The organism is Echinicola salinicaeni (assembly GCF_014280965.1).
Taxonomy (GTDB): Bacteria; Bacteroidota; Bacteroidia; order Cytophagales; family Cyclobacteriaceae; genus Echinicola; species Echinicola salinicaeni.
The window spans coordinates 106213-125849 of the sequence record NZ_JACODZ010000004.1 but is presented as its reverse complement, the minus strand read 5'-3'; the positions used below and the strand labels follow the sequence as shown (position 1 = coordinate 125849).

At 39.0% G+C, this 19637-nt stretch carries 15 protein-coding genes and 1 riboswitch; of the genes, 8 read left to right on the top strand and 7 right to left on the bottom strand.

Features of this window, described 5'->3' with window-relative positions; translation table 11 throughout:
* The first annotated feature begins 149 nt into the window (after nucleotides 1–149).
* Complete coding sequence (locus H7U17_RS08475; protein ID WP_186756277.1) at nucleotides 150–1361, top strand: Gfo/Idh/MocA family protein; 1212 nt, start codon at nucleotides 150–152, stop codon at nucleotides 1359–1361.
* Nucleotides 1362–2058: 697 nt separating this feature from the next.
* Complete coding sequence (locus tag H7U17_RS08470) at nucleotides 2059–2847, top strand: DUF5995 family protein (RefSeq protein WP_186756276.1); 789 nt, start codon at nucleotides 2059–2061, stop codon at nucleotides 2845–2847.
* A 1-nt stretch (nucleotide 2848) separates the two neighbouring features.
* Here H7U17_RS08470 and H7U17_RS08465 read toward each other — a convergent pair whose 3' ends face one another.
* Nucleotides 2849–4009, bottom strand: a complete 1161-nt coding sequence (locus H7U17_RS08465) for a DUF4407 domain-containing protein (protein ID WP_186756275.1) — start codon at nucleotides 4007–4009, stop codon at nucleotides 2849–2851.
* Nucleotides 4010–4335: 326 nt separating this feature from the next.
* On the opposite strand from H7U17_RS08465, the gene H7U17_RS08460 reads away from it, so the two are divergent.
* Both H7U17_RS08460 and H7U17_RS08455 read left to right on the top strand, forming a co-directional pair.
* A complete protein-coding gene (locus H7U17_RS08460; RefSeq protein WP_186756274.1) occupies nucleotides 4336–4725 on the top strand; it encodes an SGNH/GDSL hydrolase family protein in 390 nt (129 codons plus the stop codon).
* Between the two features lie 376 nt (nucleotides 4726–5101).
* Nucleotides 5102–5209: riboswitch (SAM riboswitch) on the top strand.
* A 138-nt stretch (nucleotides 5210–5347) separates the two neighbouring features.
* Nucleotides 5348–6523: a trans-sulfuration enzyme family protein gene (locus H7U17_RS08455; protein ID WP_186756273.1), complete on the top strand. Its 1176-nt coding sequence runs from the start codon at nucleotides 5348–5350 to the stop codon at nucleotides 6521–6523.
* A 130-nt stretch (nucleotides 6524–6653) separates the two neighbouring features.
* Here the strand turns inward: H7U17_RS08455 and H7U17_RS08450 are convergent, their stop codons facing one another.
* Nucleotides 6654–8198 (bottom strand): beta-N-acetylhexosaminidase, encoded by a 1545-nt coding sequence (locus H7U17_RS08450; protein WP_186756272.1) that lies wholly within the window; start codon nucleotides 8196–8198, stop codon nucleotides 6654–6656.
* Between the two features lie 308 nt (nucleotides 8199–8506).
* Between H7U17_RS08450 and H7U17_RS08445 the strand changes: the two genes are divergently transcribed.
* Together H7U17_RS08445 and H7U17_RS08440 are read left to right on the top strand one after the other, a co-directional pair.
* Nucleotides 8507–9967 (top strand): Gfo/Idh/MocA family protein, encoded by a 1461-nt coding sequence (locus tag H7U17_RS08445; protein WP_186756271.1) that lies wholly within the window; start codon nucleotides 8507–8509, stop codon nucleotides 9965–9967.
* Between the two features lie 104 nt (nucleotides 9968–10071).
* Nucleotides 10072–10530, top strand: a complete 459-nt coding sequence (locus H7U17_RS08440) for a DinB family protein (RefSeq protein ID WP_186756270.1) — start codon at nucleotides 10072–10074, stop codon at nucleotides 10528–10530.
* A 1-nt stretch (nucleotide 10531) separates the two neighbouring features.
* Here the strand turns inward: H7U17_RS08440 and H7U17_RS08435 are convergent, their stop codons facing one another.
* Nucleotides 10532–11407 carry a diacylglycerol/lipid kinase family protein gene (locus tag H7U17_RS08435; RefSeq protein WP_186756269.1) on the bottom strand — a complete coding sequence of 292 codons (876 nt, stop codon included), beginning with the start codon at nucleotides 11405–11407 and terminating at the stop codon, nucleotides 10532–10534.
* A 3-nt stretch (nucleotides 11408–11410) separates the two neighbouring features.
* A complete protein-coding gene (locus H7U17_RS08430) occupies nucleotides 11411–12457 on the bottom strand; it encodes an App1 family protein (RefSeq protein WP_186756268.1) in 1047 nt (348 codons plus the stop codon).
* A gap of 129 nt (nucleotides 12458–12586) precedes the next feature.
* Here H7U17_RS08430 and H7U17_RS08425 point away from each other — a divergent pair, with 129 nt between their 5' ends.
* Nucleotides 12587–14125 carry a BCCT family transporter gene (locus H7U17_RS08425; RefSeq protein WP_186756267.1) on the top strand — a complete coding sequence of 513 codons (1539 nt, stop codon included), beginning with the start codon at nucleotides 12587–12589 and terminating at the stop codon, nucleotides 14123–14125.
* Nucleotides 14126–14132: 7 nt separating this feature from the next.
* Here H7U17_RS08425 and H7U17_RS08420 read toward each other — a convergent pair whose 3' ends face one another.
* A complete protein-coding gene (locus H7U17_RS08420) occupies nucleotides 14133–14507 on the bottom strand; it encodes a DUF983 domain-containing protein (RefSeq protein ID WP_186756266.1) in 375 nt (124 codons plus the stop codon).
* Nucleotides 14508–14678: 171 nt separating this feature from the next.
* Between H7U17_RS08420 and H7U17_RS08415 the strand changes: the two genes are divergently transcribed.
* Nucleotides 14679–17642: a DNA polymerase III subunit alpha gene (locus H7U17_RS08415; protein ID WP_186756265.1), complete on the top strand. Its 2964-nt coding sequence runs from the start codon at nucleotides 14679–14681 to the stop codon at nucleotides 17640–17642.
* A gap of 10 nt (nucleotides 17643–17652) precedes the next feature.
* Here the strand turns inward: H7U17_RS08415 and H7U17_RS08410 are convergent, their stop codons facing one another.
* Together H7U17_RS08410 and H7U17_RS08405 are read right to left on the bottom strand one after the other, a co-directional pair.
* The gene (locus H7U17_RS08410) at nucleotides 17653–18798 is read right to left on the bottom strand and encodes a 1-acyl-sn-glycerol-3-phosphate acyltransferase (RefSeq protein WP_186756264.1); all 1146 of its coding nucleotides are present in this window, start codon (nucleotides 18796–18798) and stop codon (nucleotides 17653–17655) included.
* A 135-nt stretch (nucleotides 18799–18933) separates the two neighbouring features.
* Entirely contained in the window at nucleotides 18934–19473 is a 540-nt protein-coding gene (locus tag H7U17_RS08405; protein ID WP_186756263.1) for an inorganic diphosphatase, read from the bottom strand.
* Between the last annotated feature and the right edge of the window lie 164 nt (nucleotides 19474–19637).

Genomic DNA, 19637 nt, shown 5'->3' with positions numbered 1-19637 from the left:
ATATAAAATTTCCGATAACTACTGCCTTCACTTAAGTAAAACCAAAAATCATCCATTCAAGGATTACGGTTTTTTTTTAAAATCATATTCTTATATATTTAAAGAATTTGAAAACAGAAAAAAATTCCAACAACTTAACATATCATCAAATGAACAGAAGGGATTTCGTGAAAACTGGAGGTATTATTTTAGGAGGATCAGTTTTACCTCATCAATTGGTATCTGCTTACCAGTCTTCAGGATTAAATAAAGGTCCTATAAAAATAGGGATTATTGGTTGCGGCGATAGAGGCAAAGGAATTATGCATGTAATGAAGAGCATGCCGGAGCAATTTGAAATGGTTGCCATTTGTGACAACATGGACTTCAGGTTAAAGCAGGCCAAGAAACGGTTCTCTGATATTAAATTCAAAGCCTTTAAAGACTACGAAAAACTTCTTGAACAAAAGGAAATTGACGCTGTGATCATTGCTACTCCTTTAAACATGCATTACGCCCCTGCAAAAGCAGCTTTGGAGGCAGGTAAAAATGTTTATTTGGAAAAAACCATGACCTACAACATTCCTGAAGCCCAAGATTTGGTCAAGATTGTAGCCAATAACCCCAAACTTACGCTTCAAGTAGGCCACCAATACCGATACACCCCACTATATTATAAAGTTAAGGACATGATCCAGTCTGGATACCTGGGAAAAATCACCCAAATAGACTCCAGATGGGATAGAAACTGGAACTGGAAAAGACCTGTACCAGACCCTTCTCTTGAAAGGGCCATCAACTGGAGAATGTATAAGGAATATTCGGGTGGACTTCCTGCTGAACTCCTTTCTCACCAAATAGATTTTATCAATTGGGCTTTCGAAACTCATCCAGATACAATAATGGGCACTGGAGGTATTGATAATTATCATGATGGAAGAGAAACCTTTGACAATGTCCAGCTAATTCTTCGCTATGATAAAGCTGGAATGATCGGAAATTTCGGTGCAACATGTAGTAACGCCCGCGAAGGCTATTCCTTTAGTATAAAAGGCACAAAAGGCACAGTAGACCTTTTGATGAACGAAGGGTATTTTTATCCAGAAAAAGAACGCATGGAAGAGTTACAAATAGTTGACGGTGTTTCGGGCGCAACCAAACTCACCTGGAAAGATGGAAAGGGAATCCCTATCTTGGATAAAAAGACAAAGGATGGAACCATCTATGCATTAAAGGATTTCTATAATTCTGTCATGAACAAAGAAAAGCCAGCTTCTAATGTAATCAGTGGAGCAACTACTGCTACTTGTATCCACCTTGCCAATCATTCAACTTTTAATAACACTATTGAAAGCTGGAAACCGGAATATAACTACGGATAAAATTTAAAACCGTCAATTAAGATTTTAAGCTGCCATTAACTGGCAGCTTTTTTTTATGATAAAACTTAACCTTTTGGAAACACTGACATAATATTCACCCCAATCCCATGATTCTATCACATTTTCGAGCTAATCAGGTCTAAAAAACAGCCTATCTTGACCAAAAACACCCTTTTTTTAAAAAAAAGCCATCCTCCCCCATCCTTCCTATAGTCAATTTTGTGAAATTTTGAAAAACCAGCTATAAAAACAACCCATTTTACAGGATTTTACATAAAAATCGAAAAAACAGGGTTAAAATTTAAGCAAAAAAAAGAGGAATCGCCTCATGGATTCCTCGAATGGGTTTATTCTAACTGACTAACAGCCGCATATATTTTGGAAAAAAGGGATTTATTCCTCGTTTTTAACACCAAAACTTCTTTAAACTTAATAAAAATATCTTTCACAGCAATAAAACAGTAAAAATATTTTTCTATCAACATCAACATAATAACCACCACAAAACAGCAATTTTTCACCCAATTATATTTTTCAGACATCACTAAAACGGTTTATAAAAAGCTTCGCCCATGCAGAAGAAAAATTATTCCAAACCAAAAATATTTTTTATCCTATTTATATATTCATTAAATCATCAAAAAAACAATAGCACTATATTGTACTCTAAATATTTACTCAATTAATTTTTTCCACAATGAAAACAATAGATGAAGTAATCAATGAAATGGACAGGATTGTAAATGAATGCCACCAGTCCAAAAGCCGTATCGGTTTTTTTGCTGTTCTATACCGCAGAGTTACCATTCGAATCAAAGATGGAATTGTCAACAAAGAATTTGAAGACAACAAAAGAATGGAGAAACTGGACATTATTTTTGCCCAACGATTTTTTGATGCATACGACCTCTATTTAAAATCCGAACAACCTAGCAAAAGCTGGCTCTGCGCCTTTGAATCTGCCGAAAAATCAGGCATGACCATACTGCAACATTTACTATTAGGGATCAACGCCCATATCAACCTTGACTTGGGAATAGCTGCCGTTGAGACAATGAAAAGGAAAAATCTGCTCGATATCAAAAATGACTTTGATAAAATAAACATCATATTGGCAGAACTTATAGACGGAGTAAAATCCAATCTTTCGAAAGTATCGCCAATCTTTGGCTTTTTAATCAAATTCGCCAACGGCAAAGATGAAATATTACTCAATTTCAGCATTCAAATAGCCCGAGATGGAGCATGGAAGTTTGCCAACGAATACTCGACAGCTACCAACATTAACCAATCTTTGGCAAACAGGGATTTATCAATATTAAAAATCGGAAACAAAATCGCCAAACCCGGCAAAAGACTCAGCATAATCACAAAATTCATCAGCTGGACAGAGTGGAAATCTGTACCAAGGGTAATGAACCAATTAGAGGTAATTGCAAAAGAAAATACTCCAAACACCCTTACCCCAAAACTGGAAACAGCCTAATTCAAACCTGATCTTCTTCTGCCTCTACGGGGGCTTCTTTTTGTTTCCCTTGCTGAAACTTGTCCTCAAGCCAATCACGTTCTGCTTTAGAGACCAAAACAGAACGGTGATTCTTATTCCTAATTTTCAAATCATTTTCTATGGTACTGGTCTCTTTAAAAAACTTCAAACGCATATTACTTTCTTCCTGATTCTTGAATTTTTGCTCATATACATAAACAGCCACAGCACTTTCTGATTTATCCAGCAACAAATCATATGGCCCTTTATTCGAAATCAGTTTAACAATAACTGGCGCGGTTTCTATCGCCACGAATAACAGCACAATAAACAGATTTGCTGTAGCAATTGCTTTGCTTTCTGCTGTCAACTCAGATAGCGCATCCATCCTCGCCGCTATCCCGTCATATTGATCGATCATTGCTTTTTGTTGCAAAAAAACCTGCTGTTTATCCTCGAGGATTTTATTGATCTCAAATTCATTCTCATCAATTTTCCCCCAATTTCTTTCACGAACCCTCACCAATTCATTCTCAGCAGCATTCAATTGCTTTTCTTTTTTCTCTGCATTCATCCCTAGACCTACAATCCCTGTCGTACCAGATGTCTTTTCACCAAATCGCTCTGCATCATACTCTTTCTGCCTCTGATCCCGAAAAGCTTCCTTTTCCAGTATCTCCTGCTTAAGTAGCCTGTTTTCATTCTCCAATCTTTCAATTTCAGGGAAAACGGCATCCAATTCTTTCTTGGAACTTGCCAAATCGGCCACCTTACCGGCTTCAACCTTTTTGTTTATCTCTTTCTCAAAAACCTTCAATTCTAATGGCTTTGAAATAACTATCGCCAACAAAACAGCCAAGACCAGCCTTGGAAATGCCATCCTCAATTCTGACCAAATACTATCTCTCTTCCTCATTCCCGAGACAATATACCTATCCAAATTAAAAATCATTAAGCCCCAGACCATTCCAAAAAGCACTGCCCAGTACCATGACTCAAACACAGTAAACAAAGCATACCCACCCGACAGTGCCGCTAGCAGTCCTGTAAAAAACACCGTTCCTCCAATACCAATATACTTATTGGATTCAGTTGGGCACCTTTTAAGTAACGACTTACTTCCACCACTGCAAAACCATAGAAAACGCTTAAGCTTACCCATTATTATTTCCCTTTAAAACCAAATCAAACTTTCCTCCTTCTAATCAAAAAACGAGCAATTTTAGAATTAAGGTACTCCTGATACTTTCTTATATATAATAAATGTGACCAATCTCATCCAAAATGCCACCAAACCCTATTTTTCAGTTTTAAACTTGCCAAAATTATTTTAGATCATCCCAAATTGATCGCATGTCTAAAAACGTCCAACTTATAAAGTTGTACGGCTTAATGTTCGGATTCGAAATTTATTTCGATATTTCAATCTTACTCCATTAAAATTTCAATCCATAATCGATAACTTTCCCAAAACTGATAACCTTTAACATGAAAAACCTAAAAACCTTCTACTGCAAAATCTCATTCATACTATTGGCCTCAATTTTGAGCCTTCAGCTTCAGGCTCAAAATGGTATAGAAAAATTTAAAGGAGAAGTAGAGGCCATTGTCCAAAAAACGCCAATTCCTAAATCAACTGAACCCGTATATCTTTTTACAGGAAGCTCTAGTATCAGAAAATGGACGGATCTTCAAGAGTATTTCCCTGACCAAACTATTGTCAACACTGGATTTGGCGGATCACAGGCTCATCAACTGCTTTTTTATGCTGATCAACTTATCTTACGCTACCAACCCCAAAACATTTTCATCTATGAAGGAGACAATGATATTGCTAGCGGAAAAAGCCCTGTCAACATCATTAACACTATGCAGTAACTGATTACCAAAATTCAAAAATCTTTACCTGACGCTAAAATTCACTTCATTAGTGCTAAGCCAAGCCCCTCCAGATGGGAACTAAAGGAACAATATGAATCCCTAAACAGACTAATGAAGGTTTATAGCGAAAGGACTGAAAATGTAACTTATATCAATATTTGGGACATAACTTTAAATAAAAGCGGAAAACCAATGCCTGAAATTTTCATCCAAGACATGCTCCATTATAATGAAAAAGGCTACGACTTATGGTACTCCGTATTGAAAAACTATATTCCCTGATTAAGTTTAATTCAGGAATTTCTCATGGCAAAATGTAAATTGTTTGGAATTTCAACTAGGCTAATGTTACTTTGCAGCACTTCAGGAAACTGATTTATAAAGAAGAGGCGAGAGATCAGGCTCTGAGACCCTCTGGCAACCATTCGCCACTGCGAAAAGGTGCCAAAACCTGCCCAAACATTAAAGGGAACTATAAATTAGACATTATGATCCATTTACTCACACAGCGCTTCTTCTCAATCCCCCATCGTATTTCCTTGAAATATGCCATGTCAGGTATAGGGAATAGTTTTGCCTGTGTCCATTAATTAATTTTACTAACCTGAAAAATTCCATCATGTCAAATAAGCATTTTGAAACTGAAGCAATAAGAATAGCTTCTTCCAAATCCAACCAAAGAGAACACTCCGCCCCTATTTACTTGACTTCCAGCTTTACTTTCGATAGTGCTGAAGAAGCAAGACAAATGTTTGCAGATGAAATACCTGGAAATATATACTCAAGATACGCCAACCCAAACAGCTCTGATCTCATAGAAAAAGTTTGCGCTGTGGAAGGTACTGAAGATGGTATAGCCACTGCCTCTGGCATGGCCGCTATGTTTGGCAGCATGGCATCTATCCTTCAACAAGGAGACCATATCCTTGCTTCTCGATCACTCTTTGGATCTACCCATCAATTATTAACAAGGGTATTCCCTAAGTGGGGAATCACTTCTACATATGGTGACATCTCCGACATTGAAAACTGGGAGAAGCTGGTTCAGCCCAACACCAAAATGTTATTTATAGAAACCCCTTCCAATCCAGGTTTGGAAATCATAGACTTAGAATGGGTAAGTGCTTTTGCTAAAGCTCACAATCTAATCTTGGTAGTGGACAATTGCTTTGCTACACCTTATTTACAACAGCCCGCAAAATGGGGAGCCGATATTGTAGCCCATAGTGCCACTAAATATATCGATGGTCAAGGAAGAGTATTGGGAGGATTGATCTTGGGTAAAAAAGAATTGATCCAAGATGTGCAGTTTTTCACCAGACATACCGGCCCTAGCCTTTCTCCATTCAATGCATGGATACTTTCAAGAAGCATGGAAACCTTAGCTGTTAGAATGGACAGACACTGCTCCAATGCCCTTACGGTAGCCGAGTATTTCCAGGACAACAAAGATTTGGAATTTGTAAAATATCCATTTCTAAAGAGCCACCCTCAACATGATTTGGCCAAAAAACAAATGAAAAAGGGAGGCGGAATTATCACCCTGACGCTAAAAGGAGGAATTGAGAGAGCAAAAAGATTCATAGACGAATTGCAAATGATCACAGTAACTGCCAACCTTGGAGACAGCAGGAGTATCATCACCCACCCAGCCTCAACTACACACAGTAAATTAACCGAGGAAGAAAGGGAAAGAGTTGGTATCCTGCCAGGATTGATTAGACTTTCCACTGGACTTGAACACCATGATGATATCATTGCGGATGTAGAAAGAGCATTGGAAAAATCTCGATAAAAAAATTCACAAACAGGAAAAAGCCTCCATATTAAAAACATGGAGGCTTTTTTGTTCACTCTTTATACTTCTCACCTAATTACTTTCATAACAAACAAAATCAGTTATTACAACACTTAAAACTATTGGCTTATTTAGCCTTGCCTTTCTTTAACAAAGGAGAAGAATAATAATTAACCCCTAAAGCTTTCAGTCTCTCCTCATGCTTGATGAGCCTTGATTTATAATCATCCCATTCTCTTAATCCTGGTTTGGTCCAAGCAATCTCAGCAATCCCTATCAATCTCGGGAAAACCATATACTCCAACTCATTCATTGTAGTAATCGTTTCAGTCCATAAAGGAGCCTCTACACCTAAAATATCATCCTTACTGATTCCCTCTTCTAGTTCGGCAGGATCCCACAAATATGCACTGTCCAATTCGATATATGCCGCCCAGTGCAATCCCAATTGGGTAGTAGAATCATATTGCATATCCAAATAGGCTTTTGTAGCAGGAGAGATCAAAACTTTAGCTCCCTGATCAACAGCCATTTTAGCATTTTCCGCCTTTGACCAATACTGAGCCGTAGCACTAGGCCTTAAGGCGGCATGAGCAATTTCATCCCAACCTATCACTCTCTTATCATATGAATTCACAATGTCCTGGACCTGCTCAATAAACGGAATATACTTTTCTAATGGCGTCACATGGGACTCATCTCCACCAATATGAATATAAGGACCGGGTGTCAGTTCTACCAATTCCCTAACCACATCATCAATAAACTGATAGGTAATCTCCTTATCAGTACAAAGGGTACTAAAACCTACCTCAATACCTGTATATAACTCAGGTGCCTCACCGTTGCAGTTGAGCTCAGGGTAAGACGCCAAAGCGGCATTGGTGTGACCTGGCATATCGATTTCAGGAACAATGGTAATAAAACGCTCTTGTGCATAAGCTACTATTTCCTTATAATCTTCCTGAGTATAAAACCCTCCTTCACCACCTCCAACAGCAGTACTCCCACCTATCTCTGTAAGCTTTGGCCAAGACTTGATTTCAATTCTCCAACCTTGATCATCTGCTAAATGTAGATGCAAATAATTCATTTTATACAAAGACATCAGATCTATATACCTTTTGATATCCTCCACTCCAAAAAAGTGACGGGCCACATCTAGCATGCTACCTCTATAGGCATATTCAGGCGCATCTTCAATTTTGACCCCAGGTATCTTCCAAGAGCCACCTTCAAATCCTCCCTCCTTCTCTATAGCCACAGGCATCAACTGTCTTAAGGTCTGAAACCCTCTAAAAACTCCCTCTGTACTAGCTCCTTTAATCCTGATAACATCAGGCCGAACATCAAGACCATAGCCCTCATCAGGTGCATCCAAGCCTAACTCCAAAGCGATATAATCGCTTTCGGGCTTTTCTGTCACTACCTGAATATTAAAGCCGGTAGAATGATTAATAAACTTGGAAAAGAAGACTCCAACACCTTCGAGTTCTGGCCGATCAATAAATACCTTGGTATTTTCATCTATCGTAAAAACCCCATTTTGCTCCACCACTTTTTCAGGCAATGGAATAAGTGCTTTTTCCGAAAGTTTCGGATCTGAATCGCAAGCAAATAGCCCACCTATCAAAAGAAGAACTGACAGCTTTAAAAGGTTACACTTCATCATATTGAAAATATTGTTTTTAATTTTCTTCCGTTTATACTTTAAACTTAATTAATTTTTAACCAAAACTTAATAATAGTTACCACAAATTATAAACTAATAATTTAACAGAAAAAAAGTCATTTTAACGATTTAGCAATAAACTAAGGCTACATTTCATTAAAAACACCTTTAAATCGCATGAACCGCTCATCCCCAATAAAAGCCACTGAGGATTAAAATCTTTTTTCACATGGTATAAAAAAAAGATTTCCCTAAATTATGCTTCATTTTGAAAAATACTCAATATTCCCAATACAAGTTTAATACTCATGAAAAAACAAAAGCCTTCTAATCCCAGCAATTCCCGCAGGGATTTTTTAAAGGGAGCTACCACAGCTGCCGCAGGATTTTATTTAGTACCAAGACATGTACTTGGCGGTCCTGGATTCACAGCACCTAGTGACAAAATTATCGTAGCAGGTATAGGTGCTGGCGGAAAAGGGCAAAGTGACATCAACGAAATGCATAAAAGTGGCCTTGCTGAAATCGGATATCTTTGTGATGTCGATGACAGACGAGCAGCCACTTCTAGAGAGCGATTCCCTAAAGCCAAATACTATAAGGACTTCAGGGATATGCTGGAAAAAGAACATAAACATATCGATGCGGTAACAGTTTCTACCCCCGACCACAACCATGCCGTTCAAGCCATGGCGGCCATGCAATTAGGCAAGCATGTATATGTTCAAAAACCTTTGACCCATGATATTTATGAAGCTAGAATGCTTACCCAAGCAGCTGAAAAATATAAGGTAGTAACCCAAATGGGTAACCAAGGCTCTTCAGGTGACGGAGTAAGAAGAATGATGGAATGGTATAACGCTGGATTAATCGGTGAAGCTACTAAAGTATCATGCTGGACCAACCGTCCTGTATGGCCTCAAGGAATCAAATGGCCAGAAAAATCAATCGCACCTCCAACTGAGCTGGATTGGGATTTATGGCTAGGCACAGCCCCTCATAGAGAATATGTAGACAACCTAGTTCCATTCAACTGGAGAGGCTGGTGGGATTATGGCACAGGAGCCCTTGGTGACATGGCCTGCCATATCATGGAACCTCCTTTCAGGGTATTAGGCCTAGGGTACCCTTCCGAGGCAGAATGTAGTGTGGGTTCAGTATATGTGGGTGAATTTGACAGAGGATATTTCCCTGATGGTTGCCCTCCTTCCTCACACGTAACGCTTAAATTTAAAAACCCAGGAAAGAAAGACATAGAATTCCATTGGATGGATGGAGGTATCCAGCCTGCCAGACCTGAAGAACTCGGACCAAACGAACAAATGGGTGATGGTGGCAATGGTGTAATCATCGAAGGAACCAAGGGAAAAATGATGTGTTCTACCTATGGCATCAATCCAAAACTATTACCTACTTCAAGAGAAGACGGAGATAAAGTACCTAAGACTATTCCTAGAGTAGAAAATGGTGACAATGGCCATTATGCCCAATGGGTTAGGGCATGTGTAGCAGGTCATGGTAGCAAGGAGTTTAATGAACTAAGCTCTCCTTTCTCTATCGCTGGTCCTTTAACAGAATCAGTATTGATGGGTAATTTGGCTATTAGAAGCTATGATATCAGAACACCTCGTGAAAAAGGAGGATATGATTACCCTGGTAGAGGAATCAAACTCGTTTGGGATGGACCAAACATGAAGGTTACCAACTTCGATGAAGCCAATCAATTTGTAAGAAGAAAATACAGAGGTGATTGGAGCCTTGGAGTATAAAAAACGTTAACAAACCGGTCTAATTGACCGGTTTTTTTATACCTCATTATAGTGTACATTTGCCCTAAAATTTATTTCAACAAATTAAATCACCCAGTAAAGCCATGAACATTAAACATATCCTCAAAACACGCGAAAATTTCATTAACCTTCTAAACAGCTTAAGCCTGGAACAGATCAACACTATCCCCGAGGGCTTCAACAATAATATCGCATGGAACTTTGGACACAGCATAGTCACCCAACAAATCCTATGTTATAAGCTTTCTGGCTTACCTTTATTGATCGATGAAGAACTTGTTGAAAAATTCAGGAAAGGAACTAAACCTGAATCGCCAATTACCGAAAAAGAACTAGAGAATTTAAAAATAATTGCTCTTTCTTCTTTGGAAAGCCTAAAAAACGATTTGGTAATTGATTCATTTAAAACCTTTCAGGAATACACCACAAGCTTTGGCATTACGCTAAAAAACGTTAATGAAGCGATCAATTTTGATGGAATTCATGAAGGCATGCACCTAGGTATAGCCATGGCTATGAAAAGAACCTTAAAGCAACAATAATTTATTCCAAGCAATAAAAGTTTATCTTTTCTTCTTCTGGATAAACTTTTATTGTTGTTGTTTCGGCCATTACCTCTCCATCAATCTGAAAATCAGCCCCATCAGGATTACTAATCTCTGCTTTATCCGTAGACCATATTTTCACCATATCAGAGTCTGCCAAGGTTCCTTTAAACAACTCAATGGATAAGCGCAGAATATCTTCAAAGCCCTCGGGATTAAGCGCTACAATTTCAAAAACACCATCATCTACTTTCCCTTGTGGGTTGATCAAAGCACCTGTACCATATTTATCTCCATTGGCAATAACCAGCATTTTGGCATCAACTTCCAGCACCTTCTCATTAAATTTTATGATAAAATGGTAAGGCTTTAATTCAACAAACTGAGCCAATGAACTTCTAAAATAAGCCATCATTCCCCTTGCCCCTTCATATCTTGATCGCTTTATCAACCCAGCATTGAAACCAAAATCACTAAGATGAACAAACACCTCTCCATTGATCCTCCACAAGTCAACAGCCCTAGTATCTCCTTTCATTACAGCATGACAAGCATCTGAAATACTATGAATGCCCAAACAGGTCGCCATACCATTGGCCGACCCTAAGGGAACAATACCAAAAGGCAGATAAAAACCAATGACTGCCTCCACCACCATTTTAACGGTACCATCTCCGCCTCCAACCAAGAGTCCATCCCATTTCCCTTTGGACAAGACTTCCCGAATCCTTTTGGAATCACTCTCCTTACCTGTGGTTTCCAAAATTTCTAAATCAATACCATGAAGCTGTTGAGACAAAAACTCTATCACTTCCCCCCTATCATCTCCCTCGCCCGAAATAGGATTTAGGACAAATAAATAACGTCTGCTCATATACTATGAAGATATAAATAATTTTTCCTTGGCATGCTGCATGGCTTCTTGAGTCGACTTGACAAACACCAATTCGGGAGCATGTTCATGTCGGCTGATATCATGAATAAGTCCTTCACGACGAATATGCTCTTCATCACTTACTTCACGAATATAAACTGACTTTATCCTCCCTGGATATGCCTTAATAATTTCCGCGTACAATTCAGGATCATGTTGACCACTATCACCTATCAGGAAAAACTTCATCCCAGAATACAGGTCAAGCAACATCTCAATCTTCTCCAGTTTATGGGCATGATCCCCCCCTCCAGAGCGCCAAATATTCCTGAGATTTAGATGCAAATCCTGAAGTAATATGGGGCCTGTGGGAATATGTCTATAGGACAAAAAATCCTTGATCAAATCAAATAAATTCCAATCACTACTAGAAACATAAAACACCGGATACTTCCCATGCTGGGTCAATGCCTTGTAAAACTCACTAACTCCCGGAAAAGGGCGACGAGTATAGGCATTTTTTGAAACAGAAAGCCAAAGCTTTTTTCCAATATCCGTAGCATGGGAAATCAATATGGTATCATCAATATCTGAAATCACCCCTAACGGATGATCTTTTAGATACTGACGAACCTCTATATAAGAGTGCTTCTTTTCTGGCACAAGCCCCTCTTCCTCTACCAAACTAAATCCTACCTTATGCTTTTCAATAGAAAAATGATCTGGGCATTCAAATTCACATGAAACAATCCCCTCCTCATCACTCAACACCTCTTTATGTTGCCCCATAAAACTCACCAATACCTTGGCATCTGGCACACTACTTCCCGCATATCTTCTCAGTGCCGCCAAAATATTTTGCAAACTACTCTTCCTGGCCGAGGGCTTACTTTGTTTATAGGCCTCCAATACCCTGGCTTTAACGAAAATCCTGTCTTCATTCCCAAAAGCATATAGCGGTTCTATTTTAATCTCTTCCAATTTCCCCATTGCCTTTTTCACCTTTGAAAAAGTATAGCGGAAAGGAAATGTTAGAATTCTTAAAACCATTCCATTTTCATTTAAGCCAAAAGATTAAAAACAATATAAAAGATAAAGCAAAAATCCGCCCAGAAAAGATGGGCTTTCTAAATTTACCCTTTATTTTTATTTCTCACACCTTAAAAACAATAGTTTGGATTGAAAAACCAACTAAAAACATACTATATCCCACTGAGAAAAAGTGTATTCTGGCCTCCCTTTATTCTGATATCCCTGGCAGTCTCTTGTAGTTGGCTGGCAAGTGATTTCTTTGAAGATTCGATGAATAGCATCAATCAATTTATTCTTGACCACTTTTCTATAATCTTTTCTTACACAGCCTTTGCCATGGTCATCACCTGCTGCTTAATACTGTGTTCTCCATTGGCTAAAATCAAAATCGGCGGTAAAGACGCCAAACCAAAATTCAACAGGTTAAGCTGGTTTTCCATTATTCTTTGTACCACGGTCGCTGTTGGAATATTGTTCTGGGGAAGTGCAGAACCTCTCTTCCACTATTTGTACCCACCCGAATTTAAAGACATACCCAATAACTCCAGCATCGCCGCCAACTTCTCTATGGGCGCCGTTTTTTTGCATTGGGGCTTTACACCCTATGCCATCTACTGCATTCCCGCCTTGGGCATTGCCTTGGCTGTTTATAATGCTGAACAAAAGTTCAGTCTTAGTAGCCCACTGGCACCCTTATTAGGAAAAAATAAATTAAACCAATTCTCCAGCCCCATAGATACGATATGCTTGTTTGCTTTGGTTGCTGGCATGTCTGCTTCCTTAGGGGCAGGAATTCTGAGCATATCAGGAGGCATTCAAAACCAATGGCCCAATTGGGACAAAGCTTTTATCCGGCCTACAGTTACCTTACTCATCATCAGCACTTTTATCCTTTCCGCCTCATCAGGCATTAACCGAGGTATAAAACGCCTCAGTCAAATCAATTTTTATATCTTCATCATCTTCAGCCTTTTCATCCTCACCACTGGACCTAGTCAAAGTATTTTCCATTATGCTATAGAGGGCGCTTCCCATTTTCTTACTGATTTTATTCCCATAAGCCTTCAGTTTGGCAATATCAAACACAGCCCATGGCTTCAATCCTGGACAATCTTTAATTGGGCAAACTGGATGGCATGGGCACCTATCACCGCCCTGTTTTTAGGGAAAATAGCCTATGGCAGAACAGTAAGGGAATTCATACTTTTTAATTGGATTTTACCCGCTATATTCTGTTTGATTTGGATGTCCATATTAGGAGGAAGCACTTTATTTTATGCAGAAAACACCCCTTTAACATTCAAAAATCTCCTCGAAAACAATGGCCCAGAATCTATCATCTACCAAGTATTCGCTGAAATGGGAAACCTGGAGCTATTAACTCCTGCATTTACCTTGGCCATGTTTATCAGCTATGTCACTGCTGCCGACTCCAACACCGAGGCCATGGCATCACTTAGTATGAAAAACTATTCGATAGAAAGGTTCGATTCAGATACTAATCTAAAAGTCACTTGGGGAACCCTGGTAGGATTATTGGCTTGGGTGATGATTACCTTTGCGGGCATCGAAGGTGTCAAAATACTTTCCAGCTTAGGAGGACTACCGGCTCTTTTTTTACTGATAGGCATAACCATCAGCATGCTTCTACTGATTTGGAAGCCAAGCAAATACCTTAAGAAATAAAAACTTCTTACCTAGATTTGGGATCATATTTAAGCTTTCCTGCGGCATATAAATACAATACCTTAGAATAGCGCAACATAATCGGCAACAGCAATAAATTCGCCCCGGCCACTGAAGCGATATAAACCCAAACATCAGGATCTCCAAAAACAAAATTCAAAATAATCATCACATTAATCACCAAAGCTACTGAAAGAGCATAACTCACATACATAGCTCCATAATAAAAATCAGGCTCAGGCTCCAATACTGCCCCACAATTCGGACAATTATGATTTACTGCTGATAACCTCTTGAAACTAACAATAGATACTGGAAATATATTACCTTTTCGACACTTAGGGCATTTCCCTGCTAATATAGCTGCTCCTGCACTTTTCATGAATAATTATTTTTTGCCTGTACAAAGATAACACAAAAAGCGACCAAATAGCACAAGCCCCACTTAAAACAGAAATATTCCAAGAAACAAAATGTTTTTAAAACAAACATTAAATAGTTTACAAAACAAACATTTATATTTGTAAATAATTGCAGGCAAACCCTTTCAGCCATGTTTTTTAATTGCCATTCTCATTTTAGTTTCAAATACGGCACCATGTCCGTAAAACAATTGGTCGACCAAGCGAAGTCTAAAGGAACCAAAACATTGGCCCTCACGGATATCAATTGCACCGCAGGGATTTATTCATTTATAAAAGCAGCCACTGATGCAGGTATCCAACCGATAGTAGGTATTGATTTCAGAAATGGCATCAAACAACAATACATCGCCCTGGCCAAAAACCACCATGGCTTCTATGAAATGAACCTGCACCTCTCTTCATACAAAAGAAAAAAAACACCCTTTCCAGACAGCGCCCCCAAATGGCATAATGTAAACACCATCTACCCCTACCCTTGCACCTTACAAGGCCTTGATAAAAATGAATACCTTGGAATTCATCCTAGCCAAATCAAACAAGCACTCCAGTCCCCTTGGGCCAAACATAAGGATAAATGGGTCCTCCTTCAGCCTGTATCTTTCAACTCACAATGCTCATTCAACATCCACAGACTTTTGCGCTGTATAGAACTCAACACTTTACTCAGCAAGCTCCCTCAAGATGAACAAGGACATATTTCTGATCAATTTTACAGTATCGGAGATCTTGCTGATCGGTGTGATGAACAGTATTGGCTGCTCAAAAACACCCAAAAGCTATTGCAATCCTGTCACTTTCATCAAGATTACCAAGCCGTAAAAAACAAGCAATATATTTTCGGAAATGAAGAAAAAGACTTTCAAGTATTAAAGGAAGAAAGTTACAAAGGCGCTAAGCTTCGTTATGGACAAAACCTTGCCCAAGGCCAGATAGACCGAATTGAAAAAGAACTAAACATCATCAAAAAAAAAGAATTCGTTTCCTATTTCCTGATCAACCATGACATTGTCTCCTATGCCAGAAAACGGGGATTTTACTATGTGGGCCGGGGGAGTGGTGCAAACAGTATTGTAGCCTATTGCCTGTTTATCACCGATGTGGACCCCATTGAACTGGACCTCTATTTTGAAAGATTTATCAACCTGCACAGGACCTCGCCACCAGATTTTGATATTGATTTTTCTTGGAAGGACCGGGACGAAATCATTCAATATATTTTCGAAAAACACAATTCAGAAAAACAAGAATATGTAAGCCTATTGGCTACCCATAACACCTTCCAGATCAATTCAGCCATTCGTGAGCTGGGAAAAGTTTTCGGTTTGCCCAAAACAGATATAGAGTCCTTGATCAATTATATGGCAAAACCAGGAAACTACACCCCTGACCGTATTGGCCAATTGGTATTAAAATACAGTCAGTTAATCCATGGCATGCCCAACCACTTAAGCATTCATGCAGGAGGAATACTTATATCTCAGCACCCCATCCATTATTATACTGCGACAGACCTCCCTCCTAAAGGCTTTCCCATCACCCATTTTGACATGCACATTGCAGAGGAAATAGGCTTTGCAAAATTTGATATCCTAAGCCAAAGAGGACTGGGGCATATCAGGGACAGCCTGGATATCATTCAAGAAAATCAAGGCATCAAGGTAGATATCCATCAAGTAACTGCCTTCAAACAAGATGAAAAAATCAAAAACTTGCTACGAAAGGGAGCTACTATAGGTGCTTTTTATGTGGAATCACCGGCCATGCGCATGCTTCTGGCCAAACTAGAAGTAGATGAATACCTTGGACTGGTCGCTGCCAGCTCTATTATTCGACCCGGTGTCGCCCGATCAGGAATGATGCGGGAATATATACTGAGACACCGAAGTCCAAGCCTGAGAGAATCCCGAGCCCACCCCATCCTCTACGAACTCATGCCAGAGACCTATGGTATCATGGTCTACCAAGAAGATGTCATTAAAGTAGCCCACCATTATGCAGGACTTTCTTTTGATGAGGCAGATGTACTCCGAAGAGGAATGAGCGGAAAATTCAGATCAAAAGAAGAATTCCAGCGAGTAAAGGAAAGTTTTTTCAAAAAATCACTTGAAAAAGGACGTGATTACACCATTACCGGTGAGGTTTGGCACCAAGTAGAAAGCTTTGCAGGATATTCCTTTGCCAAAGGACATTCAGCTTCCTTTGCCGTAGAAAGCTACCAAAGCCTTTACCTAAAGGCCCATTTCCCTAAAGAATTTATGGTAGGTGTCATCAATAACTTTGGAGGATTTTATAAGACTGAATTTTATATACGTGAATTAATGGCCACAGGTGCAGATGTACAACTTCCTCATATCAATGAAAGTGATCAACTTACCTGTATCAAAGGAAACACTGTCTTTTTAGGCTTTATCCATTTGAAGTACCTCCAAAAAGAAGTCAGCCGCAACATCTTGGGAAATCGAAAACTGGAGGGGGATTTTATAGATTTAAAGGATTTTATTACCAGAGTCCCTATCAGTCTTGAGCAACTGCTTATTTTAATACGAATAGGTGCTTTTCGATTTGTCCCAAAAACCAAACAAGCCTTGCTTTGGGAAGCACACTTTTTACTCAATAAGCAAAAAAACAACACTCCCCATCAGCACTTGTTCAGACAAGTTGGGTTCAAGGAAATAAAGATTCCAAAATTGGAGACCAATGATACTAGACAGGATATTCTCGATCAGTTGGAAATTCTTGAATTCCCCTTGGAAGACCCTTTTGCTCTGCTCAAAGAAGACCACCCTCCAGGCATAAAGGCCAGGAACATTGCCTCCTATTCAGGAAAACAAGTGCAGGTGCTCGGTTATCTGGTTGCCATAAAATATACCCGGACGGTCAAAGGAGACATCATGAATTTCGGAACATTTTTGGATAGAGATGGGCACTGGATAGACACAGTTCATTTTCCGCCAATTGTAAAAAAATTTCCTTTAACGGGTAGAGGCATTTACCTACTTAAAGGCAAAGTCACGGAAGAATTTAACTTTCACACCCTCGAGGTCAGTGCTTGCAACCGGCTTCCTTATTGGAATGCTTCAGAGGGAAAATAAGGGAGGTCTTTCAAACCTCCCTATCACTTACTTTTAAAGCCTCTTGATTAGTCACCGGATTGGCATACATGGCCAAAAAATTCTTTATTGCCACTTCATCATTTTGGTCTACCCCTTTTTTGAACCGCTCTTCAAAAGCCAGTTTTTCCTCAACAGTATATTCATCTTTATATTGCTCACTATCATGCAGAAGATCATGAGCAATATAATTGGTTGGCCAAAGCTTAAAGTTTGAGATAATTTCGTGGTCTATCACATTACATAAAGCTTGAAACTGTTTGTTGGCAGATTCTACTTCTGTCATAATTTGATCAATCTCCTTATCCAAGGGCTCTCCTACATGGATATGGATGCGCTTCTTTTGACCAATAATACCGTTTAGCACAGTAACAAAATCCTCATTCTTTTCTTTCACATATACCTCCGCCCTGGATTTCGCCATTAACTCAGGCATTTTCAATAGATCAGTAGGATCATATTCATAGGAAATCGATACCGGAACAATATGGAGCTTTTTAAAATAACTCATCTCCGATTCTTCGCCCCGCGCCATAGAAATCATCTTCAATACTCCCTTATGGGTGGCATCATTACCATCCTTGGTCCTACCCTCACGCTGGGCAATCCACACAGAACGGTTTTCATGCGTTAACAATTCCTGAATATACTCTGACATTAGTTTAGAACTTTCCAGCAATTCCCGAGCAGGCAAGCCTCTTTGCACCATAAAATTCCTGGTAAGTCTTGAAAGAGCCATTAAAAAAGGCTTTTTCACTAAATTATCACCAATAGCCGATGAAGTCATCATCAACCCATTATTGTACAGGGTATAATTCAATAATGAAGTATCCAGGATAATATCCCTGTGATTCGATATAAATAAATAGGCAGTATGTTGATCCAACTGTTCAAAACCACTATAACTGAGCCCTTCAGAACTTTTTTTCAATACCATTTTAATGGCAGGATAAATAAAGTTAATCTGAAAGTCCCTAATCGAATGGGTCTTGCTTAACTGGCTTTTCCACTCTGACTCTTCCATTCCTGGAAAGGTAAATTCCATGATGGCTTTCATCATGGGATCATCCACCACGCTTAAAATAGCCTGGTTGACTTCAGTATCATAATAAGGTCTTATATGATCAAATCTCGACATAAACGCTTTCTTTGCAAACCGCAAATTACAAAAAAAATGGCGTTGATATGCCATTTACTACGCTAAGTTTGGATTATCATTGATCCACTTTAAAGCTAAGGACAAAAAAAAGGCTGTCTTGAAGACAGCCTTTTTTTATTTTTTATTTCTAAAATTCTTATCGTAAAGATCTATACTCTCTTTGATAATTCTCATGGCATCTTCCTTACCAAGGAAATCCTCCACTTTTACCTCCTTGTTTTCCAACTTCTTATAATCTTCGAAGAAACGATGTGTTTCTTTCATCAAGTATGGGGGAAGCTCATCAATATCATTGATATAATTCACTGACTGGTCATCTGCAGCTACGGCAATGATCTTATCATCGGCCTCGCCACCATCTACCATCCTCATTACTCCAATCACCTTTGCCTTAACTAAGGTCATGGATGGAATATCGATCTGAGAAATGATCAAGATGTCCAATGGATCATGATCCTCACAAAAGGTCTGTGGAATAAAGCCATAGTTGGCAGGATAATGAACCGCTGAAAACAGCACCCTATCCAGCATCAACATCCCTGTCTTTTTTTCCAATTCGTACTTTCCTTTACTTCCTTTCGGGATTTCAATGACGCCCATTACGTATTCCGGAGCTTCTTCTCCTATTTGAACATCATGCCATGGATTAATCATATTAAAAACTTTTTTTACATTCATAATGACTGAAACGGCCGGCAAATTACTGCCATTTGGCTTGTTAACAAAGTAAAAAAAAAGAATTTGACACATTTTTTTCACCCACCCTGTTATTATGGCCTATGTTTTGCCGTTTAGTAGGTGTAACCATTTTTATATAT